Here is a 16,966-nt window from a genome sequence, read left to right as displayed (position 1 = left end):
AATGAGCGAGATTGCGATTCAGGTCGAGCATTTAAGTAAGCAATTTCGCATTGGGGCGAATTCGTTTCAGAAAACCTTTCGCGAAACTGTTTCAGATGCCATGCTTGCGCCAGCCAGGCGTTTGCGTTCGGCGCTGCGTGGCCAAGGCACTCAAGCCGCAACCAAAGAGTTTTGGGCGTTGCGCGATGTCTCGTTTGATGTCAATCAAGGCGAGGTAGTGGGGATTATTGGCCACAACGGTGCTGGCAAAAGCACCTTGTTAAAAGTGCTTTCACGCATCACCGAGCCAACCGCTGGCTCGGCCATGATTCGTGGGCGGGTTGGCACCTTGCTCGAAGTTGGCACCGGCTTTCATCCCGACCTCACAGGCCGCGAAAATATGTACCTCAACGGCGCGATCCTCGGCATGAGCCGTGCCGAAATTAACCGCAAATTCGATGAAATTGTGGCTTTTGCTGAAGTTGAACAATTTATCGACACGATGGTTAAGCATTATTCCAGCGGCATGTATTTGCGCTTGGCCTTTGCGGTTGCCGCCCACCTTGAGCCAGAAATTCTGATCGTCGATGAGGTGTTGGCGGTTGGCGATGCGCAGTTTCAAAAGAAATGTTTGGGCAAAATGGGCGAAGTTGCTCAAAATGGCCGCACGGTGCTGTTTGTTAGCCACAACATGGCAGCAATTCGCAGTTTATGTCAACGCGTTATTTGGCTTAGCAAAGGCTCAGTGCTCAAAGATGGGCCTTCGGCCTCGATCGTCAACGAATATTTGATGGAAACTGTGACCTCAAGCAGCTCACGAGTCGATTTGCGCGAGGCCGTGCGCCATTACGATTATGGCAAACGCTTCAAAATTAACGATTTGACCTTCAATCATGGCGAGCCAATTTTGCATGGCGAAATGCTCAACGTCAGTTTTAACTACGAAGCCTATGCCGATGTTTATGGCGTGTCGTTTGGCTATGGCTTTTCGTCGCTTGAAGGCACACGCCTGATGACGGTTGATAGCGATTTGAACGCTCCACGATACCAAATCAAACGCGGCCAGCATGGCCAACTCACCAGCACCATCGACACGCTCAATCTTCAGCCTGGGATCTATTTGCTTGATGTTGGCGTGCGTTCTGGTGATGGCAGCGCGCTGGATTATCTGCCTGGTTGCGCGCAAGTTGAGATTTTGCCCGGTCCCAGAACCCCGCCATCAATGAGTCGGCTCGATTATGCAGGCAATGTACGGCTGAGCGGGCAATGGCAGTGGCCTGAAACGGCGCAAGAGGATCGCGATTAATGCAACCATTAAAGATTCTGGTATTGACCAGCTTGTTTCCGCCACACTATATCGGCGGCTATGAGGTTGGTTGTGGCGATGTGGTTGCAGGATTGCGCGCCAAAGGCCACGATGTAACCGTGCTCACCAGCACCTACGGCGTCGATCGCGAAGTGCGCGAAGGCTTTATCGAGCGCTCATTGACGATCGATATTCACCCAGTAGCCCAAACCACATTAGCCCATCAACGGCGTTTGTACGAACGCGAAATGCACAATCAGCCACACATTTTAGAGCTTGCCAAAGCACTAAAACCCGATATTGTGTTTGTGTGGAGCTTTTACCAAGCATCGATGTCGGCAGTGCGCATGCTACAAGATCAGGGCTATCGCACCGTCTTTTTCATCTCCGATCACTGGCCAATTCGGATTGGCATTTTCGATCCATGGCACTATATGCCGCGCCACCCGTTGCGTTGGATTGGGCGCAAACTGTTGGGCTGGAAGCTTGGGCGCAAGACTGGCTTTCGCAATAATTTGCCAATTAGCTATGCCAATGCAATTTTTGCTAGCGACTTTTTGCTCAAGCAAACCCAGCCAATTGGCCCCATGCCCAACACCAATGTTATTCGTTGGGGCGTTGATTACGATTTGTTTGTGCGCCGCGAACGCTCAGCCTCGATGGGCCAGCGTCTGTTATTCGTTGGCCAAATTTCTGGCCACAAAGGCATGGAAACCTTGCTCGAAGCCTTTGCCTTGGTGCAACAAAAACATGGCTTCGCACAAGCAACACTCTCGATTGTGGGCGCTGGGCTTTCCGCCGAATACACCAGCGACATGCAGCGCTACGCCGAAAAATTGGGCATCAGCCAAAGCGTCGATTGGCGCGGCAAATTACCACGCCAAGAACTACCCGACATTTACGCCAGCCACGATATTCTGATTTTTCCATCACGCTGGGACGAGCCATTTAGCATCACCGTCGTTGAGGCCTTGGCCATGGGCTTGGTGGTAGTTGGCTCAGATACTGGCGGCACGACCGAAATTATCAAGCACGAAGAAACTGGCATGGTCTTTGCTCGCGACGATGCTGCTGGCTGCGCCGCCCACATTGCCAGATTATTCAATCAACCAGCTTTGGCTGAAAAACTACGCCAGCAAGCGACTGCGATTGTTGATCGCGAGTTTCGCATGACCACGATGATCGATCGGGTTGAAGCAGCGCTGTACGCTGCCTGTAACAAGGATTCGCGCCATGACTAAATATATTGCTCGCACACGCCAAATTGTTTGGAAAAATTATCTGCGGGCTTTGCCAGCACTCAAAACGGTCAGCCGCGCCTTGGGGGTCGAAAAGGTTGCCCGTTCGGCGATGCGCACAATTTTGCCAAAAATTCAGGCCAAACGCACCACCAAATGGGCTTGGGCCAGCGAAACCTCCAAATGTCGCGCACGGCTCGACCCATATTGCGTTGGTTATGGCTTAGATTTAGGTTTTGGTGGCGATCCAATTAACCCTCGCGCTGTGCGGGTCGATTTGCCGCAACCGTATACCGCAGTTGGCCAATATCCCGTCCAATTGGGCGGCGATGCAGATAATTTATATTGGTTTGCGGATAATGTGATCGATTATATTTATTCGTCGCACTTGCTCGAAGATTTTGATGATACCAAGGCGGCATTAAAAGAATGGTTGCGGGTATTGAAAGTTGGCGGACGTTTGGTTATTTTCTGCCCCGATGAGCAACGTTTTCGCGTACACTGCCAAAAAACTGGCCAGCCCTACAATCCGCATCACAAGCATGCCCATTTTTCGCTGGAGTTTGTCAAAGGCTTGCTGCGCGAACTCGGCCAAACCAAGTTTATCCATGAAAATCCCGATGTCGATATTTATTCGTGGGAATTGGTGTGCGAGAAAATTGAGGCCTAGTTGTGGCAGATCCAAACCAAATTTCATTTTTAGCGCGGGTTCAGCGCCGCTTGCGCTACGATTGGCAAAGTAAATTCGCGCCACGCTGGTGGCATTTAAATTTGCACCTGCGCAAGCCTACAATCAAGCGAGTATTAGGCTTTGGTGGTGGCCTCGGCGACCAATTATTGTGTACAGCGATTTTTCGCGCGTTACGCGAACATGGCGAAGCTAATCTGTGGATGCAAACCAATAATCCCGAATTATTCGCCCATAATCCCGATGTTGCTGGGATTATTCCGGTTATGCCATACTATTTTAAAATTATCGAACAGCATAATATGGCCTTTAAACGGCTGAATTATACGACTCATATTAAAGAGCAAGGCCGTGATTTACCACCTCAGCAACATCTAATTACTAATATGGCTTCAGTACTAGGCATTGATTATCCAGTTGGTGTGCGGCCTTATTTGCATTTAACTGCGGCTGAACGTTCACAACACATCATTTCTAAGCCTTATATTGTGGTGCAAAGCTCAATTTTAGCTGCGCGTTACCCAATCGCAACCAAAGAATGGTATCCAGAACGGATGCAAATTGTAGTCAACGAATTAGCCAAACGCTTTACCGTGGTACAACTTGGTATGCCCAGCGATCCCAAACTTGAGCATGTGCTTGATCTACGAGGTAAAGCCAGCATCCGTGAATCGGCAGCAATTTTGCAGGCGGCGCAATTATTTATTGGCTTTGTTGGCTTTCAAATGCACTTGGCACGGGCAGTCGATTGCCGTTCGGTGATTATTTTTGGTGGCCGTGAAGCGCCATTTCAATCGGGCTATAGTTGCAACAGCAATTTGTATACACCATTAAATTGTGCGCCATGTTGGCTGTGGGAGAATTGCCCAATCGAGCGTCAATGTATGCAGGAAATTACGCCTGAGCAAGTGCTGGCGGCGGTCGAAGCACAATTGGCCTTGGTTGATCAGCCCTTAAACGTCGATTATATCAAGCCGCGCCCTGCCCATGAGTTGATCGAATTGGAGATTCATCGTGCATGAATTAACCGCAACGCTGGCCAAATTAAGCAAACAACGGGTCTTAATTGTTGGCGATGTGATGCTCGATGAATATATTTGGGGCGATGTCACCCGCATTTCGCCAGAAGCGCCAGTGCCAATTGTCAATGTGCGTTCGCGCAGCTATCGGCCTGGCGGAGCCAGCAACGTGGCCGCTAGCATTGCGGCGCTCAACGCAGAAGTTCTATTAGGCGGTGTAATTGGCGATGACCTTGCAGCCCAACAGCTCAAACTGGTGCTCGAACAAGCGGGCGTTGGCGAAAGCAATGGCTTGATCAAGGCCCAACGTCCAACCACGCTCAAAACACGGATCATCGCCCATAACCAACAGATGTTGCGCTATGATAGCGAGGTCAACACCGCACTTGATTCAGTCAGCGAAACTGCGCTATGTACGTGGGTTGATCAACAGATCGCAAATTGTCAGGTCTGCATTCTTTCCGATTATGCCAAGGGCGTGCTCACAGAGCGGGTTTGCCAACATGTGATTCAACAAGCACGACGTTACAACATTCCGGTGGTCGTTGATCCCAAGGGCATTAATTATCAACGCTATGCCCAAGCCAGCGTGATTACGCCCAACCTGCAAGAAACCCAAGTCGTCACTGGCCTCAGCTTACACAGCCTTGAACAACTGCAACTTGCCGCCGATCACTTATTGGAGTTGCTGCAAGGCACAGCAGTGATTATCACCCGCAGCGCTGATGGCATGGCGCTCTATCGCAACCAGCATGCGCCAGTCTTTTTGCCAACGCATGCCCGCAACGTCTACGATGTGACCGGAGCGGGCGATACGGTCGTGGCTATTTTGGCCTTAGCGTTGGCCAGCGGCAGCAGTTTGGAGCAGGCCATGCAATTGGCCAATATTGCGGCGGGCATTGTGGTGGGCAAAGTTGGCACGGCCACCGTCGATCTGGCCGAATTATCGCAAGCAATTACCAGCCTTTATTCAGTCTAAAAGGAATCGCTATGTCGTGGAAAAGCCGAGTGCGGCCATTTATTCCCAAGCCCATTATGCAACGCTACATTGCTTGGCGCGTCGCCAGCAACCAAAAAACCGTGCGCCAACGCCTATTCGATCAATATGGGCGGTACGCCGAATATACCCTGACCCAACGCTCGTTGCCTGAGCTATTTCCCGAAGGCCGCCAAGCGAGCATCGAAGTGCCAGTCGCTTCGATTGTCCGCGACGATACCATGGAAATGCCCTTGGCCGAATTGTTGTCGTTGGCAGGCGTGACCCAAATTAGCCAACCAAAAACAATTTTTGAATTTGGCACCTACATGGGCGCAACCACGCGCATGATGGCCCAACATAGCAGCCCCGAAACCAAAATCTACACCCTTGATCTTGATATTAAGACACGCAACGAATATTTGCGCCGCAACGGCTATCAGTTTGAATTGAGCTTCACGCCAGGCCAGCATTTTCACAACACCCCTGAAGCCAGCAAAATCAGCCAACTTTGGCTTGGTTTAGAGCCATTCGATTTTAGCCCGTATTATGGCCAAATGGATCTAGTATTGGTCGATGCTGATCACTCGTATCCCTTTGTGAAGGCCGATACTGAAGTGGCCTTGAAATTGGTACGACCTGGTGGCGTGGTGGTTTGGGATGATTATACCTGGGTCGATGCCCACCCTGAGTGTGTTGGCGTAACTCGCTGTGTCAACGAATTAGCTGATCGGCTGCCAATTTATCGGATTCAGCAAACCCGCTTAGCAATTTATCGAGTGCCTGCGTGAAACAACGGCTGTGGTTTGTTACTGATAGCACTGGCCTTGGCGGTGCTGAAGGCTATTTAGAAACGCTGTTGCTGCATGCCGATCAACAGCGTTTTGAGCTTGGGTTATTGATGCCGCCGCGGGCAGCCACCCAACCTTTGATCGATCGGGCCAAAGCTCATGGCGCCAGCATCGCCACCCTAGATGCAGTCCATGAGCATGGTTTAGCGTTTAAAGAAGTTAACCAAGCAGCCAAACTATTTCGCCAATTACGGCCTGATATTGTGCATTTTGTAGTGCCCTCACCACGCCGCGCTGCCGAGTTGGTGCTGGGTGCGGCCTTGGCGCGGGTTCCACGGCGCATTATCACCTTCCAATTGGTTACGCCAATCCCGCGCTTCAATTGGCTTTCGCACCATTTGCGCTTGCTCAATCGGCGCTGGCAATATGCCACCTTGCACGCTGGGGTTGCGGTTTCTGAAGGCAACGCCCAATTGTTACTTGAGCAATTTGGCTTTCCCAAACGGCGCTTGCACACCATTTATAATGCAGTAGATAGCCAGCACTGGCAGCCACAACCGCGCGATCCTGCAACTCGCAAGGCATGGCAAATTCCCCACGATGTGCCACTTTTAGGCGTGGTTGGCCGCTTGAGTCGTCAAAAAGGCCATCAAATATTGTTCGAGGCCTTGCCAGCAATTTGGCAACAGCAGCCAAACGTTCATGTAACACTCATTGGCGAAGGCGATTTGGAGGGTGAATTACGGCAAGCAGCCCAGCATTTGCCCAAGCCTAATCAGGTTCATTTTGTCGGCCAACAACGTGATATGCCCGCAGCCCTCGCAGCCCTTGATGTGTTTGTACTCCCTTCGCTGTACGAAGGCTTATCGTTTGCCTTGCTCGAAGCCATGGCCAGTGGGCAGGCAATTGTGGCCAGCAGTACCGACGGCACGCGCGAAGCGATCAGCGATGGTCAACAAGGCTTATTGGTTGAGCCAGGCCACAGTGCTGCACTTGCCCAAGCCATTGGGCGCATGCTCAACGATCAAGCACTCAACCAAGCCTGTCGCCAAGCTGCTCGTCAACGCATTCAGCAGCAATTTGAATTGCAAACGATGCTACAACGCACGTTTGAGCTGTATGAACATAGAACATAGAACATAGAGCATAGAGCATATCCAAAAAAAGTCAGAAGTCAAAAATCAAAAGCCTATTGCCATATCTTCGTGGGTCAATTAACCCAGAGGCGCAGAGAATGTATGGCTTTTGGCTATGGGCGCTAAGCTATTGGGAACCAAATCATAAAAATCTGTGCCAATCTGTGGCGAAAAAAACTTAATCTTCGCGTTCTTCGTGCTCTTCGTGGTTTCAGCCCCTGCGTGCTCTTTGGGAGCTTCGTGAATCAGCCTAAAGCACGATTGCCCAAAGCGGCAAACTGGCCTACAATACTGTTGCGCAAGAGCGCAAGCTGAGACTAAAGCTCAAGCTGAATCGGCACAGTGTGTTAGAAAGTGGAGGTTCGAATCCTCCCCCAGCCACCACATTTGGCTGGGTAGCCCAATTGGCAGAGGCGCTGACACAGCCACTCAAATTCAGATTATCGCTCTAGATTCAGTATTCGCTGTTGAACATCAAGTCAAGCACTATCATGCATATACCGCTGGATGCTAGTTCGAATCTAGCCAGCTCCGCCAAACTTTGGGGCCGTAGTTTAATGGAAAAACCCAGCGCTTTTAGGACTGACGTGGTAGTTTAAACGTATTGATGTGTGCAAATCAATAGCACCAACGAGGCCCGAAGCTAGGCTAGAGTTCGGGCCTCACTTTTGTTAATCAACCTCCAACTCATCAAGCCGTTTGCCAGTTTGATGTGCCAAATGCTGACGTTTCGCCCAGCCAACTCGTTGCGCCGCATAAATTCCCCGATGGCCAGAAACTGTGTAGGCAATGCAGGTGGTAATCATCAATGGCACAAGCAAGCTTGAGCCAAACAATTCAATCCCCATCAAAACACAAGCAATCGGGGTATTAGCAGCCCCGGCAAAGACCGCAATCAAGCCCAAAGCTGCCAGCAAATCGCTTGGCAAGCCAAAAAGCTGGGCCAAGGCCGAGCCAAGTGTCGCGCCAATCACAAACAATGGGGTTACTTCACCACCCTTGAAGCCCACGCCCAAGGTCAAGCCAGTTAACAATAACTTGAACCCAAAAGCCCATGGCACAACGCCTTGTGGCTCAAATGCTTGGGCGAGCAACGGCAAACTCAACCCATTATAATCACGAGTATTCAACACCAAACTTATAATCACAATCACGCAGCCGCCAAGCATTGCCCGCCGAATTGGGTTGGGCAGCCAACGCCGCGACCTACTCTGCACCAGTTCAATCCAGCTCACAAACGCTCTGCTAACAAGCCCAAAGCAAATTCCAGCTCCAATCAACCAAGCCCAAATCGAACCAAGCTCGGGCACACTGGCAACTTGATAATGGCTATGCGCAATATTCAGCCAACGCACCACGCCATCGCCTACCAAGGCCGCTGCCAAACATGGCAATAATGCTTCATAGCGCAAAACTCCAAATGCAAGCACCTCCAGCGCGAAGATCGTGCCTGCAATCGGGGTGCCAAACACGCTCCCAAAGCCAGCACTCATGCCCATCATCAGCACTAAACGCACTTCAGCCTGCGGCAAACGCCACCAACGCCCAATTCGCGCCGCCAAACTTGCGCCCATTTGCACCGCCGTGCCTTCTCGGCCAGCAGAGCCACCGCCAAGATGGGTCAGCACGGTTCCAAGCAATACTAAAGGAGCCATGCGCAAGGGAACGCCAAGCAAATCTGGGCTATGCAATTGTTCAATAATTAGATTATTGCCAGCCGCCACACTTTGGCCAAAACGTTGATAAAGCCAAGCCACCAAGCCGCCAAACAACGGCAAACAAAGCAAAAGCCACCAATTGTTGGTTTGCAGCGTTGTGACCCACGCCAAACTAACTAAAAAAAGCGCACTTGCCAAGCCAGCAGCAAGCCCAATTGCCAAGGCCAAGCCCGTCCAGCGCCCAATTTGGCGCATCAGAGGAACAATTGTTGCCACTATCTGCTTCCTAAACTATCCAATCTGATCCTAAAAACTATCCCCAATCCCTGACCCCTGATCCCTCGTCAACCGAATCACGCTAATTTCTGGGCGTTTGGCAAAGCGCAACGGCGGGCCGGTAAAACCCCAACCACGATTAACATAGACTTGGCTGTTGGCAAGTTGATAGCGGCCCTCCACAAAGCGATCGCGCGAACGCACCGCTTGTTCGGTTAAGATCGGCACCCAAATCTGGCCGCCATGGGTGTGGCCAGAAAGCACAAGTTGCGGCGCATAAGCCCCAATTACGCTTGGCGCAAAAATCGGGTTATGCAACAAGGTGATGCATGGATCGCTAGCACGCAGATTGCCAAACGCTCGCGCCAAATCAATATTGCCATGGCTCCAGCCATTGCCAGCATTATGCTTGGGATCGTCCAAGCCAACCAGATTTAAGCGCTCAGCGCCACGTCGAATCACGGTTTGCTGATTGATCAACAAACCCAAATCAGCGCGTTTAATCGCCCAAATCATGCGCTCAATATCGCCAGTATAGTAATCGTGGTTGCCAAGCACCGAAAAAATGCCTTCGCGGGCTTGTAATTGACGCAAGGGCATCGTCGCATCATCAGCAAATTTCGCATGACGATCAACAAAATCACCAGTGATGGTCACAATATCTGCATCAAGCTGATTAATCAAGGCCACAGCGCGGGCCACATCATCGGCGGGAGTGTAAGCACACACATGCAAATCACTCAATTGCACAATCCTCAAGCCCTCAAAGCGGCTTGGCAAATTGGCAATTGGCAACTCAAGCTCAACAACTTCAGGATTAAATGGCTCAATCAAGCTGCTATAACCAACCAAGCCACCAAGCAGGCCAGCCTCGATTACAAAACGCCGCCGATTAAGCGTTTCATGGGCCAACGGAGCAGCACTCACGCTTGAATCAGGCTTGGGTGATGGTAACAAGCGCCGACCAAGCCACATAGGATGGAGCAACAAAAGCAGGCCAAGAATTAAAGGCAGCAACAACACGATGCGAAAAATCGTTTGAGCCAGCCAGAAGCGCCAGCCAGTTTGTTCAGCCAGCCATTGCCAATCCTTCAGCCAAGCCAAATTCCAGCCAAAAAGACTGCCACAGATTGCCAACCCAAGCAGCCAAAGCAGCAGACCCAACAGCCCAAACCCAAGCTTGCGTTGCACAGCTTGATCCCCACTATTACAGCATTATTGATCATTCTAGCACTCAAGTATGCTGGCAAGCCTTGCCCAATTCAATCAATCGCTAGTCCACCTCCGCAAGCCAGTACTCAGCGCAATGGGGGAGATAAATAGAAGGATGAAGGATGAGGGATGAAGGCAAAAATCAGAAGTCAGAAGTCAACATTTAACCCAGCGGCGCAGAGGAAGCATGGCCATTGGCTGTAGGCTATTGGCTATCGGGCATCAATTGGTGAAATTTAGGCAATTCATGGCTAAAAAAGATCAGCTTGGTGGCACTGCGGAATAATCACATAAATCTGTGCCAATCTGTGGCCAACAGCAAGGATGAGGGATGAAGGATGAAGGGATATGCTCTCCACATGGAGCTTGACGTTCTTCGCGTCCTTCGCGCTCTTCGCGGTTTCCATCCTTCGTGCCCTTCGTGTCCTTCGTGGATCAAATACTTCGCGGTACAATGCTGATGGAATATTGTCTGTGTGAGGATGTTTGATGCACCTCGATTCAGGTTTACACCAAGCAATCGAAGCCGATTCGGGCTTTCAGCTTGAAAACATCAGCTTTATCGGCGCTGGTTGGTTTGCCCAAGCCTATCAATTTGAACACGATTCCCAACCTTATGTAGTGCGCATTAGCAAGCACTACCAAGATTTTTTAAAAGATGCCTACGCCGCCCAGCACTGGGGCCAATATTTGCCAATTCCGCCAATCCTAGCCCATCAGCAATTTGCCGATGGCTGGGTCTACGCGATTAGTCCCTACCTCGCAGGCCAAACCATCTCAGCACTTGAGCTACAGCAGCTCAGCCAAATTCAGCCGCGCCTTTTTCAAATACTGCATCAACTGCATCAACAAGACATCGGTTCAAGCACTGGTTGGGGTTTAGCCAACAGCCAAGGCCAAGGCCGTTACCAAAGCTGGGCCGAAGAAGTTTTAGATCTTGGCAATTATAAGTTTGATTATAATTGGCGCGACTGGTACGAGCGCCAAGACCAAACCGGCAGCTTGTTGCGCCAAGGCTATCGGGTCATGGAGCAATTAATCGGCAGCATCACTACCGAACGCTCGTTAATCCATCGTGATTTTGGCTTTAATAATGTGATTTGCCAGCAGCAAACGATTGTGGCCGTGCTTGATTGGGCCGAATTTGGCTACGGCGATTGGGTCTATGATCTTGCTCAACAAAGCTGTTATGAGCCAAGCACTATCTATTTACAACCATGGCTTAAATTTGCCCAACAGCACGATATCATTCCCGATAATGTTGAAAAGCGTTTACGCTGCTATTGGCTGCACATGAACTTAACTGATTTGATTGTCGCGCAGCTACGCAACGATTGGGCTTGGCATCGCGAGATTGTGCTCGAGCTAACCGAGTTAATTGATAATCCTGTGCGAGTGAGGCTGAATTCATGAACATTACCACGCATCAAGAATTAATTGGCTGGCATCGCTATCTCGAAGCATTAGGGCCACGCCTAACCGGAAGCGAATCTCATCAGCGCTTCATCGAATTTCTGGCCGCCGAATTAACTGCCCTCGGCTGCGAAGTCCAACGTGATCGCTATTATTTCACGCGCTGGGAAGCTCAAAACTGGGGCTTGGCGCTGCAAAACGCCAATCGCAGCGAAACCGCAATTGCTACAAGTTTTCACTACCCCTATTCCGGCTGCACGCCCGCCGAAGGCATTGTTGGCGAATTGGTCGATTGTGGCAAAAGCCCAGGCAATTTTCAACAAGCAGCTGGCAAAATTGCTTTGGTCGAAGTTGCGGTTCCAGCTTTACCAACCATGCTGTTTATTCACCCAACCAAGGCGGCTCAAGCCAGTGCAACCCAACTCCCAAAAACGCTGCGTAACCCAACCCTTGGCTCGTTTCTCGGCGGCCCCGACCTGCAAGCTGCCAAAAAAGCTGGGGTCAAAGCCGTAATTTGCATGTGGTCAAACATCTCGCCAGCCAATGCAGCAGCCCAATATCTACCCTTCACCAGCAGCTATCAAGATTGTCCGGCGCTATGGGTCGATTCAGTGGGAGGCCAGCAACTCAAGCAAGCAGCTGCTCAAGGCCAACAGATTCGCTTTACGCTGCAAGCCACACTCACCGAACAATGCCCAACTGAGAGTTTGTATGTGGTTTTGCCAAGCCAAGCATCAAACGAAAGTATTTTGATTAACACCCACACTGATGGGCCGAACGCCCCTGAAGAAAACGGTGCGTTGGGGTTATTGGCCTTGGTACGTTGGTTTAAACAACAGTCACTTGAGCGCAATTTAATTTTTATTTTTGCCACGGGCCACTTTCAACTGCCGCAACTTGGCAAGCACGGCCAAGCAACCAGCACATGGCTCGCCGAGCACCCAGCATTATGGAACGGCCAGCAGTTTCGGGCAGTCGCTGGCGTTACGTTGGAACATTTAGGCTGTACTGAGTGGCACGATAATCGAGCCTTCACCAGCTATCAACCAACGACCCAACCAGAAATTGAGTTGACCTATACCACCAGCCCAATGCTTGAGCAGCTCTATTACACCGCACTTTTGCAGCGCACCAAGCAGCGTGTGCTCACCATTCTGCCGATCAACGATATTTATTTTGGCGAGGGCGAGCCATTCTACAAAGCCAATATTCCCACAATTTCACTTATTCCTGCACCCAATTATTTATGCGCCACGCCCAGCAATGCAGCCATCGATAAACTTGATTTTGATTTGATGCAGCAACAAATCGAAACCTTCGCCCGCGTGATTGGGTTAATCGATCAAACAAGCGCTAGCCGCTTGGGTATTGCCGAACCGCAACCATTTAGCCTCGTTGGCAGCCTATTCCGCCGCATGGTCGGCGCAAATCAGGGTCACTAAAAATCAATCAGCTATAGTACAATACAACAGCATTCTACGATGAGGAAGAACCAATGGTTGATAATACTGAAGATTTAGATCTGAATAACGATGATGAAGAGGAGTTACCACAAGGTGGATTTCAAGGCTTCCAGCTATCATCACAGGCAGCATTATATGGATTAAGCAACGATATTGAAGAAGAAGAGGAGGATGATGACGAATTAATTATTACACCCTTTAATCCTAGCCAGATCCGAATTGATTTTAAGCCAATGACTGTCGATCTCTTAATTTCACGGATGGAAAATAATGAGATTGATATGCAGCCAGCTTTTCAACGTCAAGCAGGTTTATGGACACGCGAAGCCCAAAGTCGCTTAATCGAGTCGATTCTAATTCGTATTCCACTGCCAGCATTCTATATGGATGCAACAAACGAAGACCGCTGGATTATTGTTGATGGACTCCAACGATTAACAACTCTCTATAATTTTATTTTAGCAAAAAAAAATCATCCAGAAAATCAATTAAAACTCAAAGGCTTGGAATTCCTCAATACGATTACGGATAAAGGCTTTGATGATCTGCCTAGAAATTTCCAACGGCGGATTATGGAAACTCAAGTATTAATTTATCAAATTGCTCCAGGAACACCAGAAGAAGTTAAATTCAATATCTTCAAACGGATTAATACTGGTGGATTGCCACTTTCGCCCCAAGAGATTCGCCACGCGTTACATCAAGGGAGAGCAACCGAATTGCTCAAACGAATGGCTGAGTTTCCTGAATTTAAGCAAGCTACTACCAACTCTGTACCTACATCGCGCATGAGTGACCGTGAATTTGTTTTACGCTTCATTGCCTTTCATCTGGTACCGCCTGAAAAATATAATCGCAATGAATTTGCCGATTTTGATAGCTTTTTAAGCAATGCAATGGCCACGATTAATAAGCTTGATCAAACTGCTCTCGATTCATTTGAACTACAGTTCCGACGGGCAATGCGAGCAGCGAAAGCCATTTTCGATAAAGATGCTTTTCGCAAACGCTATAAAGCAAATGCTTCCCGTGGAATGATCAATAAATCGCTGTTTGAATCATGGTCAGTTAACTTAAGCAATTGTAGCGATGATCAAATCAAAGTTCTTGTCCGAAGAAAAAATCTATTAATGCAAAAATTTATTTCATTATTGAATAATGACCGCGAATTCGATAAAGCAATCTCACAAGGCACTGGTGATACAAATAAGGTTAATATTCGTTTCCGCCGAATTGCTTACCTTATTCAAGAGGTATTAAAATGAGTGAACAACCATTACAAACGCTTGAATCGATCGTTCTACACAACTTTAAGTGCTTTGGTCACCAAAAAATTAATCTTGGTAAACTAACCTTGCTGTCGGGATTAAATGGGATGGGCAAATCCTCAGTCATTCAATCATTGCTTTTATTACGTCAATCGTTTCAACAAGGCCTCATAACCCAAGGCTTAGCAGTTAATGGCGATTTAGTTCGACTCGGTACAGCACAAGATGTATTCTTTGAGTCTGCCGAAGATGACACAATTAGTATTGGGTTGAAGCTACATAGCAAAAATAGCGTTGATGAATGGAGCTATCAATATAATTCATCAACTGATGTCTTGGATATTGAAGCTGCGCCTGATGGATTAAATAGCATACTGGTTGGAGCATCGGATACCTACTTCAATAACGATATTATTTTTAGTAATCTATTTACTGATGAATTTCAATACTTGCAAGCTGAACGAATTGGCCCTCGCACATCATTTGGCACATCGGATTATCTCGTGCGCCAACATCGCCAACTTGGTCCAAGTGGTGAATATGCGATTCACTATTTATCATTATTTGGCAATGAATTAATTCCCAACGAAAAATTACATCATGAACAATCAAGCACGTTAACCTTACGCAATGAAGTTGAAGCGTGGCTAAGTGAAATTTCCCCAGGCACACGAATCAACATTTCAGGAAACCCTGATATTGATTTGGTCAGTTTACGATTCTCATTCGTTAATGATGGAGTTGTAGGGAATGCGTTTCGGGCAACCAATGTTGGCTTTGGATTAACCTATACCTTACCTATTTTAGTAGCGGTTTTATCAGCCAAGCCTAATTCATTATTATTAATCGAAAATCCCGAGGCTCATTTACATCCACGCGGTCAAGCACTCATGGGTCAATTTTTGGCCTACGCAGCAGCAGCTGGAGTCCAAATTGTGGTTGAAAGCCATAGTGATCATGTATTAAATGGCATTCGTTTAGCTGTTCACGATGGCAAAATTGATCCAGCCGATGTGCAATTAAATTACTTTGAGCGCCGCATGATCGAAGGCCAAACCCGCCATACAATTTCAACTCCAACGATTGATCAAGATGGATTGATTGATCAATGGCCAGATGGATTTTTTGATGAATTTGATAAGAGTTTAGAACGATTAATGACGCCAAGGAGTTGATCCATGGGAATTGATATCGTATTAAATGATCGTTCAATCACCATCGCTGCGGATCAATATCAAGTTAAACAATTACTAATCCAACTTATTGATACAATTAGAGCAGCTGGCATAGGTAATACAGTTCGTCAACACAGACCGCTTTATGAAATAGAATTTGCTCCAAATTATTATCTTATTGATCTACTCAAAGATCCTGAGATGAAAGGTCGTTATAAAAACTATAGTGATTATCTTAGAAGAATGAACACAAAAATACCGTACCTACAAGATCATCCTCAAGAAGCTAGCCTGACTCATAAACAACATACTTCTGAATTTATGTTTAAGCAGCAAACTGCCCTTGGTTTAGGTATGGCTGTCATACTTGATGGTATTGCGATAAGTTTAGCAAGCCATTCTGATTGGGATAACAATCAATTAACAATTGAAGAATTTTTTCTCGATGATTCTGGTGAATTATCTGAAAAGCACCATGATGTGCTTCATCATAGCAATCCCAAGCATATCCAACAAAATAAACCGCTAATCGAGGAAATTAATAAACGTTCAGTTCGTGATGGGCGTGATGCGTATGAACGGCGTAGTGAGTTATTCCCTGATTTAGAGTGGACAGAAACAGCACTAGATGCGCTAAAACAATTGGAAGCAAATGACCAACATTGGACACATATTAAACGTCATTTATTCCAATTTCAAGCCTATGCCGCAAGCTGGCAAACAGGGGCATTTAATAAAAATGCATTAAATTTAGTTTGTAGCCCTGAGAGCGAAGCAACTATTAATCTATATGCCAAAGAGCGAACCTATAAGTGTGCGGATGATGAATATCGCTTATTTACATGGCATAGCAAGCTCTATGATGCTATTAGAATTCATTTTTTTCCTGATGGAGCACGGCATAAAATTATTATTGGCTATATTGGTAAACATCTGCCAACTGCTACCTAATTAATTTGCCTAAAAAGTAAGCGGTATAGCTGCCTATTTTCGCCATGCCGCTTACGATTCTCAATTTTGTATTTTAGAAAACTACTCAAATTCCAAATCAATTTCATAATTGCCAAATAAAAAACCGCGATAGCGCAACCAGCCACTGATATTTTCGCCAGCTTGATCACGTAATTCAACTTTATAAACCTGATCATTTTCGGCGGTGCGCCAGAGAAATGGCCCAAGACTCAGCCATGGGCGTTTGATTTCGAGAATATTATAGCGTTGCTGCAAAGCCCAAGCTTCAATATGTTCGTTGCGCTTGAGAATTTGATAGCGTCCAAGCAAAAATGCGCCACTCACAACTGCTAAAGTAACCAATACATACCCAATCATACAAATCCCTTCTTTCAAAACAACCCTGCATATGCTACG

15 protein-coding genes are annotated in these 16,966 nt (G+C 48.0%); 12 read left to right on the top strand and 3 right to left on the bottom strand.

Annotated elements, in window-relative coordinates; genetic code table 11:
- Nucleotide 1 precedes the first annotated feature (1 nt).
- The 7 genes from SE18_RS06780 to SE18_RS06750 are packed head-to-tail and all read left to right on the top strand — an operon-like array spanning nt 2 to nt 7,133.
- Nucleotides 2-1,285 carry an ABC transporter ATP-binding protein gene (locus SE18_RS06780; protein WP_054533677.1) on the top strand — a complete coding sequence of 428 codons (1,284 nt, stop codon included), beginning with the start codon at nt 2-4 and terminating at the stop codon, nt 1,283-1,285.
- Entirely contained in the window at nt 1,285-2,526 is a 1,242-nt protein-coding gene (locus tag SE18_RS06775; RefSeq protein ID WP_054533676.1) for a glycosyltransferase, read from the top strand. The genes SE18_RS06780 and SE18_RS06775 overlap by 1 nt, the downstream gene beginning before the upstream one ends.
- A complete protein-coding gene (locus tag SE18_RS06770; RefSeq protein ID WP_054533675.1) occupies nt 2,519-3,193 on the top strand; it encodes a class I SAM-dependent methyltransferase in 675 nt (224 codons plus the stop codon). The genes SE18_RS06775 and SE18_RS06770 overlap by 8 nt, the downstream gene beginning before the upstream one ends.
- A gap of 2 nt (nt 3,194-3,195) precedes the next feature.
- Complete coding sequence (locus tag SE18_RS06765; RefSeq protein WP_054533674.1) at nt 3,196-4,233, top strand: glycosyltransferase family 9 protein; 1,038 nt, start codon at nt 3,196-3,198, stop codon at nt 4,231-4,233.
- Nucleotides 4,226-5,209, top strand: coding sequence for a D-glycero-beta-D-manno-heptose-7-phosphate kinase (gene rfaE1 / locus SE18_RS06760; protein WP_083469761.1), 984 nt, complete (start codon nt 4,226-4,228; stop codon nt 5,207-5,209). Before SE18_RS06765 ends, rfaE1 begins: the two co-directional genes overlap by 8 nt.
- Before the next feature lie 11 nt (nt 5,210-5,220).
- Nucleotides 5,221-5,997 (top strand): O-methyltransferase, encoded by a 777-nt coding sequence (locus SE18_RS06755; RefSeq protein ID WP_054533672.1) that lies wholly within the window; start codon nt 5,221-5,223, stop codon nt 5,995-5,997.
- Nucleotides 5,994-7,133 carry a glycosyltransferase family 4 protein gene (locus SE18_RS06750; protein ID WP_054533671.1) on the top strand — a complete coding sequence of 380 codons (1,140 nt, stop codon included), beginning with the start codon at nt 5,994-5,996 and terminating at the stop codon, nt 7,131-7,133. Before SE18_RS06755 ends, SE18_RS06750 begins: the two co-directional genes overlap by 4 nt.
- Nucleotides 7,134-7,804: 671 nt before the next feature.
- Here SE18_RS06750 and SE18_RS06745 read toward each other — a convergent pair.
- On the bottom strand, nt 7,805-9,067 hold the full coding sequence (locus tag SE18_RS06745) for a chloride channel protein (RefSeq protein ID WP_054533670.1): 1,263 nt from the start codon (nt 9,065-9,067) through the stop codon (nt 7,805-7,807).
- A gap of 30 nt (nt 9,068-9,097) precedes the next feature.
- Nucleotides 9,098-10,258, bottom strand: a complete 1,161-nt coding sequence (locus SE18_RS06740) for a metallophosphoesterase (protein WP_054533669.1) — start codon at nt 10,256-10,258, stop codon at nt 9,098-9,100.
- Nucleotides 10,259-10,768: 510 nt separating this feature from the next.
- Between SE18_RS06740 and SE18_RS06735 the strand changes: the two genes are divergently transcribed.
- From SE18_RS06735 to SE18_RS27115, 5 genes are read left to right on the top strand one after another with little or no spacing between them, the layout of a single operon-like run.
- A complete protein-coding gene (locus SE18_RS06735; RefSeq protein WP_054533668.1) occupies nt 10,769-11,692 on the top strand; it encodes a phosphotransferase family protein in 924 nt (307 codons plus the stop codon).
- Nucleotides 11,689-13,134, top strand: coding sequence for a zinc-binding metallopeptidase family protein (locus SE18_RS06730; protein ID WP_054533667.1), 1,446 nt, complete (start codon nt 11,689-11,691; stop codon nt 13,132-13,134). Before SE18_RS06735 ends, SE18_RS06730 begins: the two co-directional genes overlap by 4 nt.
- A 53-nt stretch (nt 13,135-13,187) precedes the next feature.
- Complete coding sequence (locus SE18_RS06725) at nt 13,188-14,420, top strand: DUF262 domain-containing protein (protein WP_083469760.1); 1,233 nt, start codon at nt 13,188-13,190, stop codon at nt 14,418-14,420.
- On the top strand, nt 14,417-15,598 hold the full coding sequence (locus SE18_RS06720) for an AAA family ATPase (RefSeq protein ID WP_054533666.1): 1,182 nt from the start codon (nt 14,417-14,419) through the stop codon (nt 15,596-15,598). The genes SE18_RS06725 and SE18_RS06720 overlap by 4 nt, the downstream gene beginning before the upstream one ends.
- Before the next feature lie 3 nt (nt 15,599-15,601).
- Nucleotides 15,602-16,549, top strand: coding sequence for a hypothetical protein (locus SE18_RS27115; protein WP_152976567.1), 948 nt, complete (start codon nt 15,602-15,604; stop codon nt 16,547-16,549).
- Nucleotides 16,550-16,630: 81 nt separating this feature from the next.
- Here SE18_RS27115 and SE18_RS06710 read toward each other — a convergent pair whose 3' ends face one another.
- Nucleotides 16,631-16,927, bottom strand: coding sequence for a hypothetical protein (locus SE18_RS06710; RefSeq protein WP_054533664.1), 297 nt, complete (start codon nt 16,925-16,927; stop codon nt 16,631-16,633).
- Between the last annotated feature and the right edge of the window lie 39 nt (nt 16,928-16,966).

Origin of the sequence: Herpetosiphon geysericola (genome assembly GCF_001306135.1) — a bacterium.
GTDB lineage: Bacteria > Chloroflexota > Chloroflexia > Chloroflexales > Herpetosiphonaceae > Herpetosiphon > Herpetosiphon geysericola.
The sequence above is the reverse complement of the archived record's forward strand: the minus strand, read 5'-3'. Positions and strand labels throughout refer to the sequence as shown.

What these genes read in the sequence shown, in the direction of transcription:
- SE18_RS06780 (WP_054533677.1), top strand. Translation starts at nt 2, where the DNA reads ATGAGCGAGATTGCGATTCAGGTCGAGCATTTAAGTAAGCAATTTCGC.
- SE18_RS06775 (WP_054533676.1), top strand. Translation starts at nt 1,285, where the DNA reads ATGCAACCATTAAAGATTCTGGTATTGACCAGCTTGTTTCCGCCACAC.
- SE18_RS06770 (WP_054533675.1), top strand. Translation starts at nt 2,519, where the DNA reads ATGACTAAATATATTGCTCGCACACGCCAAATTGTTTGGAAAAATTAT.
- SE18_RS06755 (WP_054533672.1), top strand. Translation starts at nt 5,221, where the DNA reads ATGTCGTGGAAAAGCCGAGTGCGGCCATTTATTCCCAAGCCCATTATG.
- SE18_RS06735 (WP_054533668.1), top strand. Translation starts at nt 10,769, where the DNA reads ATGCACCTCGATTCAGGTTTACACCAAGCAATCGAAGCCGATTCGGGC.
- SE18_RS06730 (WP_054533667.1), top strand. Translation starts at nt 11,689, where the DNA reads ATGAACATTACCACGCATCAAGAATTAATTGGCTGGCATCGCTATCTC.
- SE18_RS06725 (WP_083469760.1), top strand. Translation starts at nt 13,188, where the DNA reads ATGGTTGATAATACTGAAGATTTAGATCTGAATAACGATGATGAAGAG.
- SE18_RS06720 (WP_054533666.1), top strand. Translation starts at nt 14,417, where the DNA reads ATGAGTGAACAACCATTACAAACGCTTGAATCGATCGTTCTACACAAC.
- SE18_RS27115 (WP_152976567.1), top strand. Translation starts at nt 15,602, where the DNA reads ATGGGAATTGATATCGTATTAAATGATCGTTCAATCACCATCGCTGCG.
- SE18_RS06710 (WP_054533664.1), bottom strand. Translation starts at nt 16,927, where the DNA reads ATGATTGGGTATGTATTGGTTACTTTAGCAGTTGTGAGTGGCGCATTT.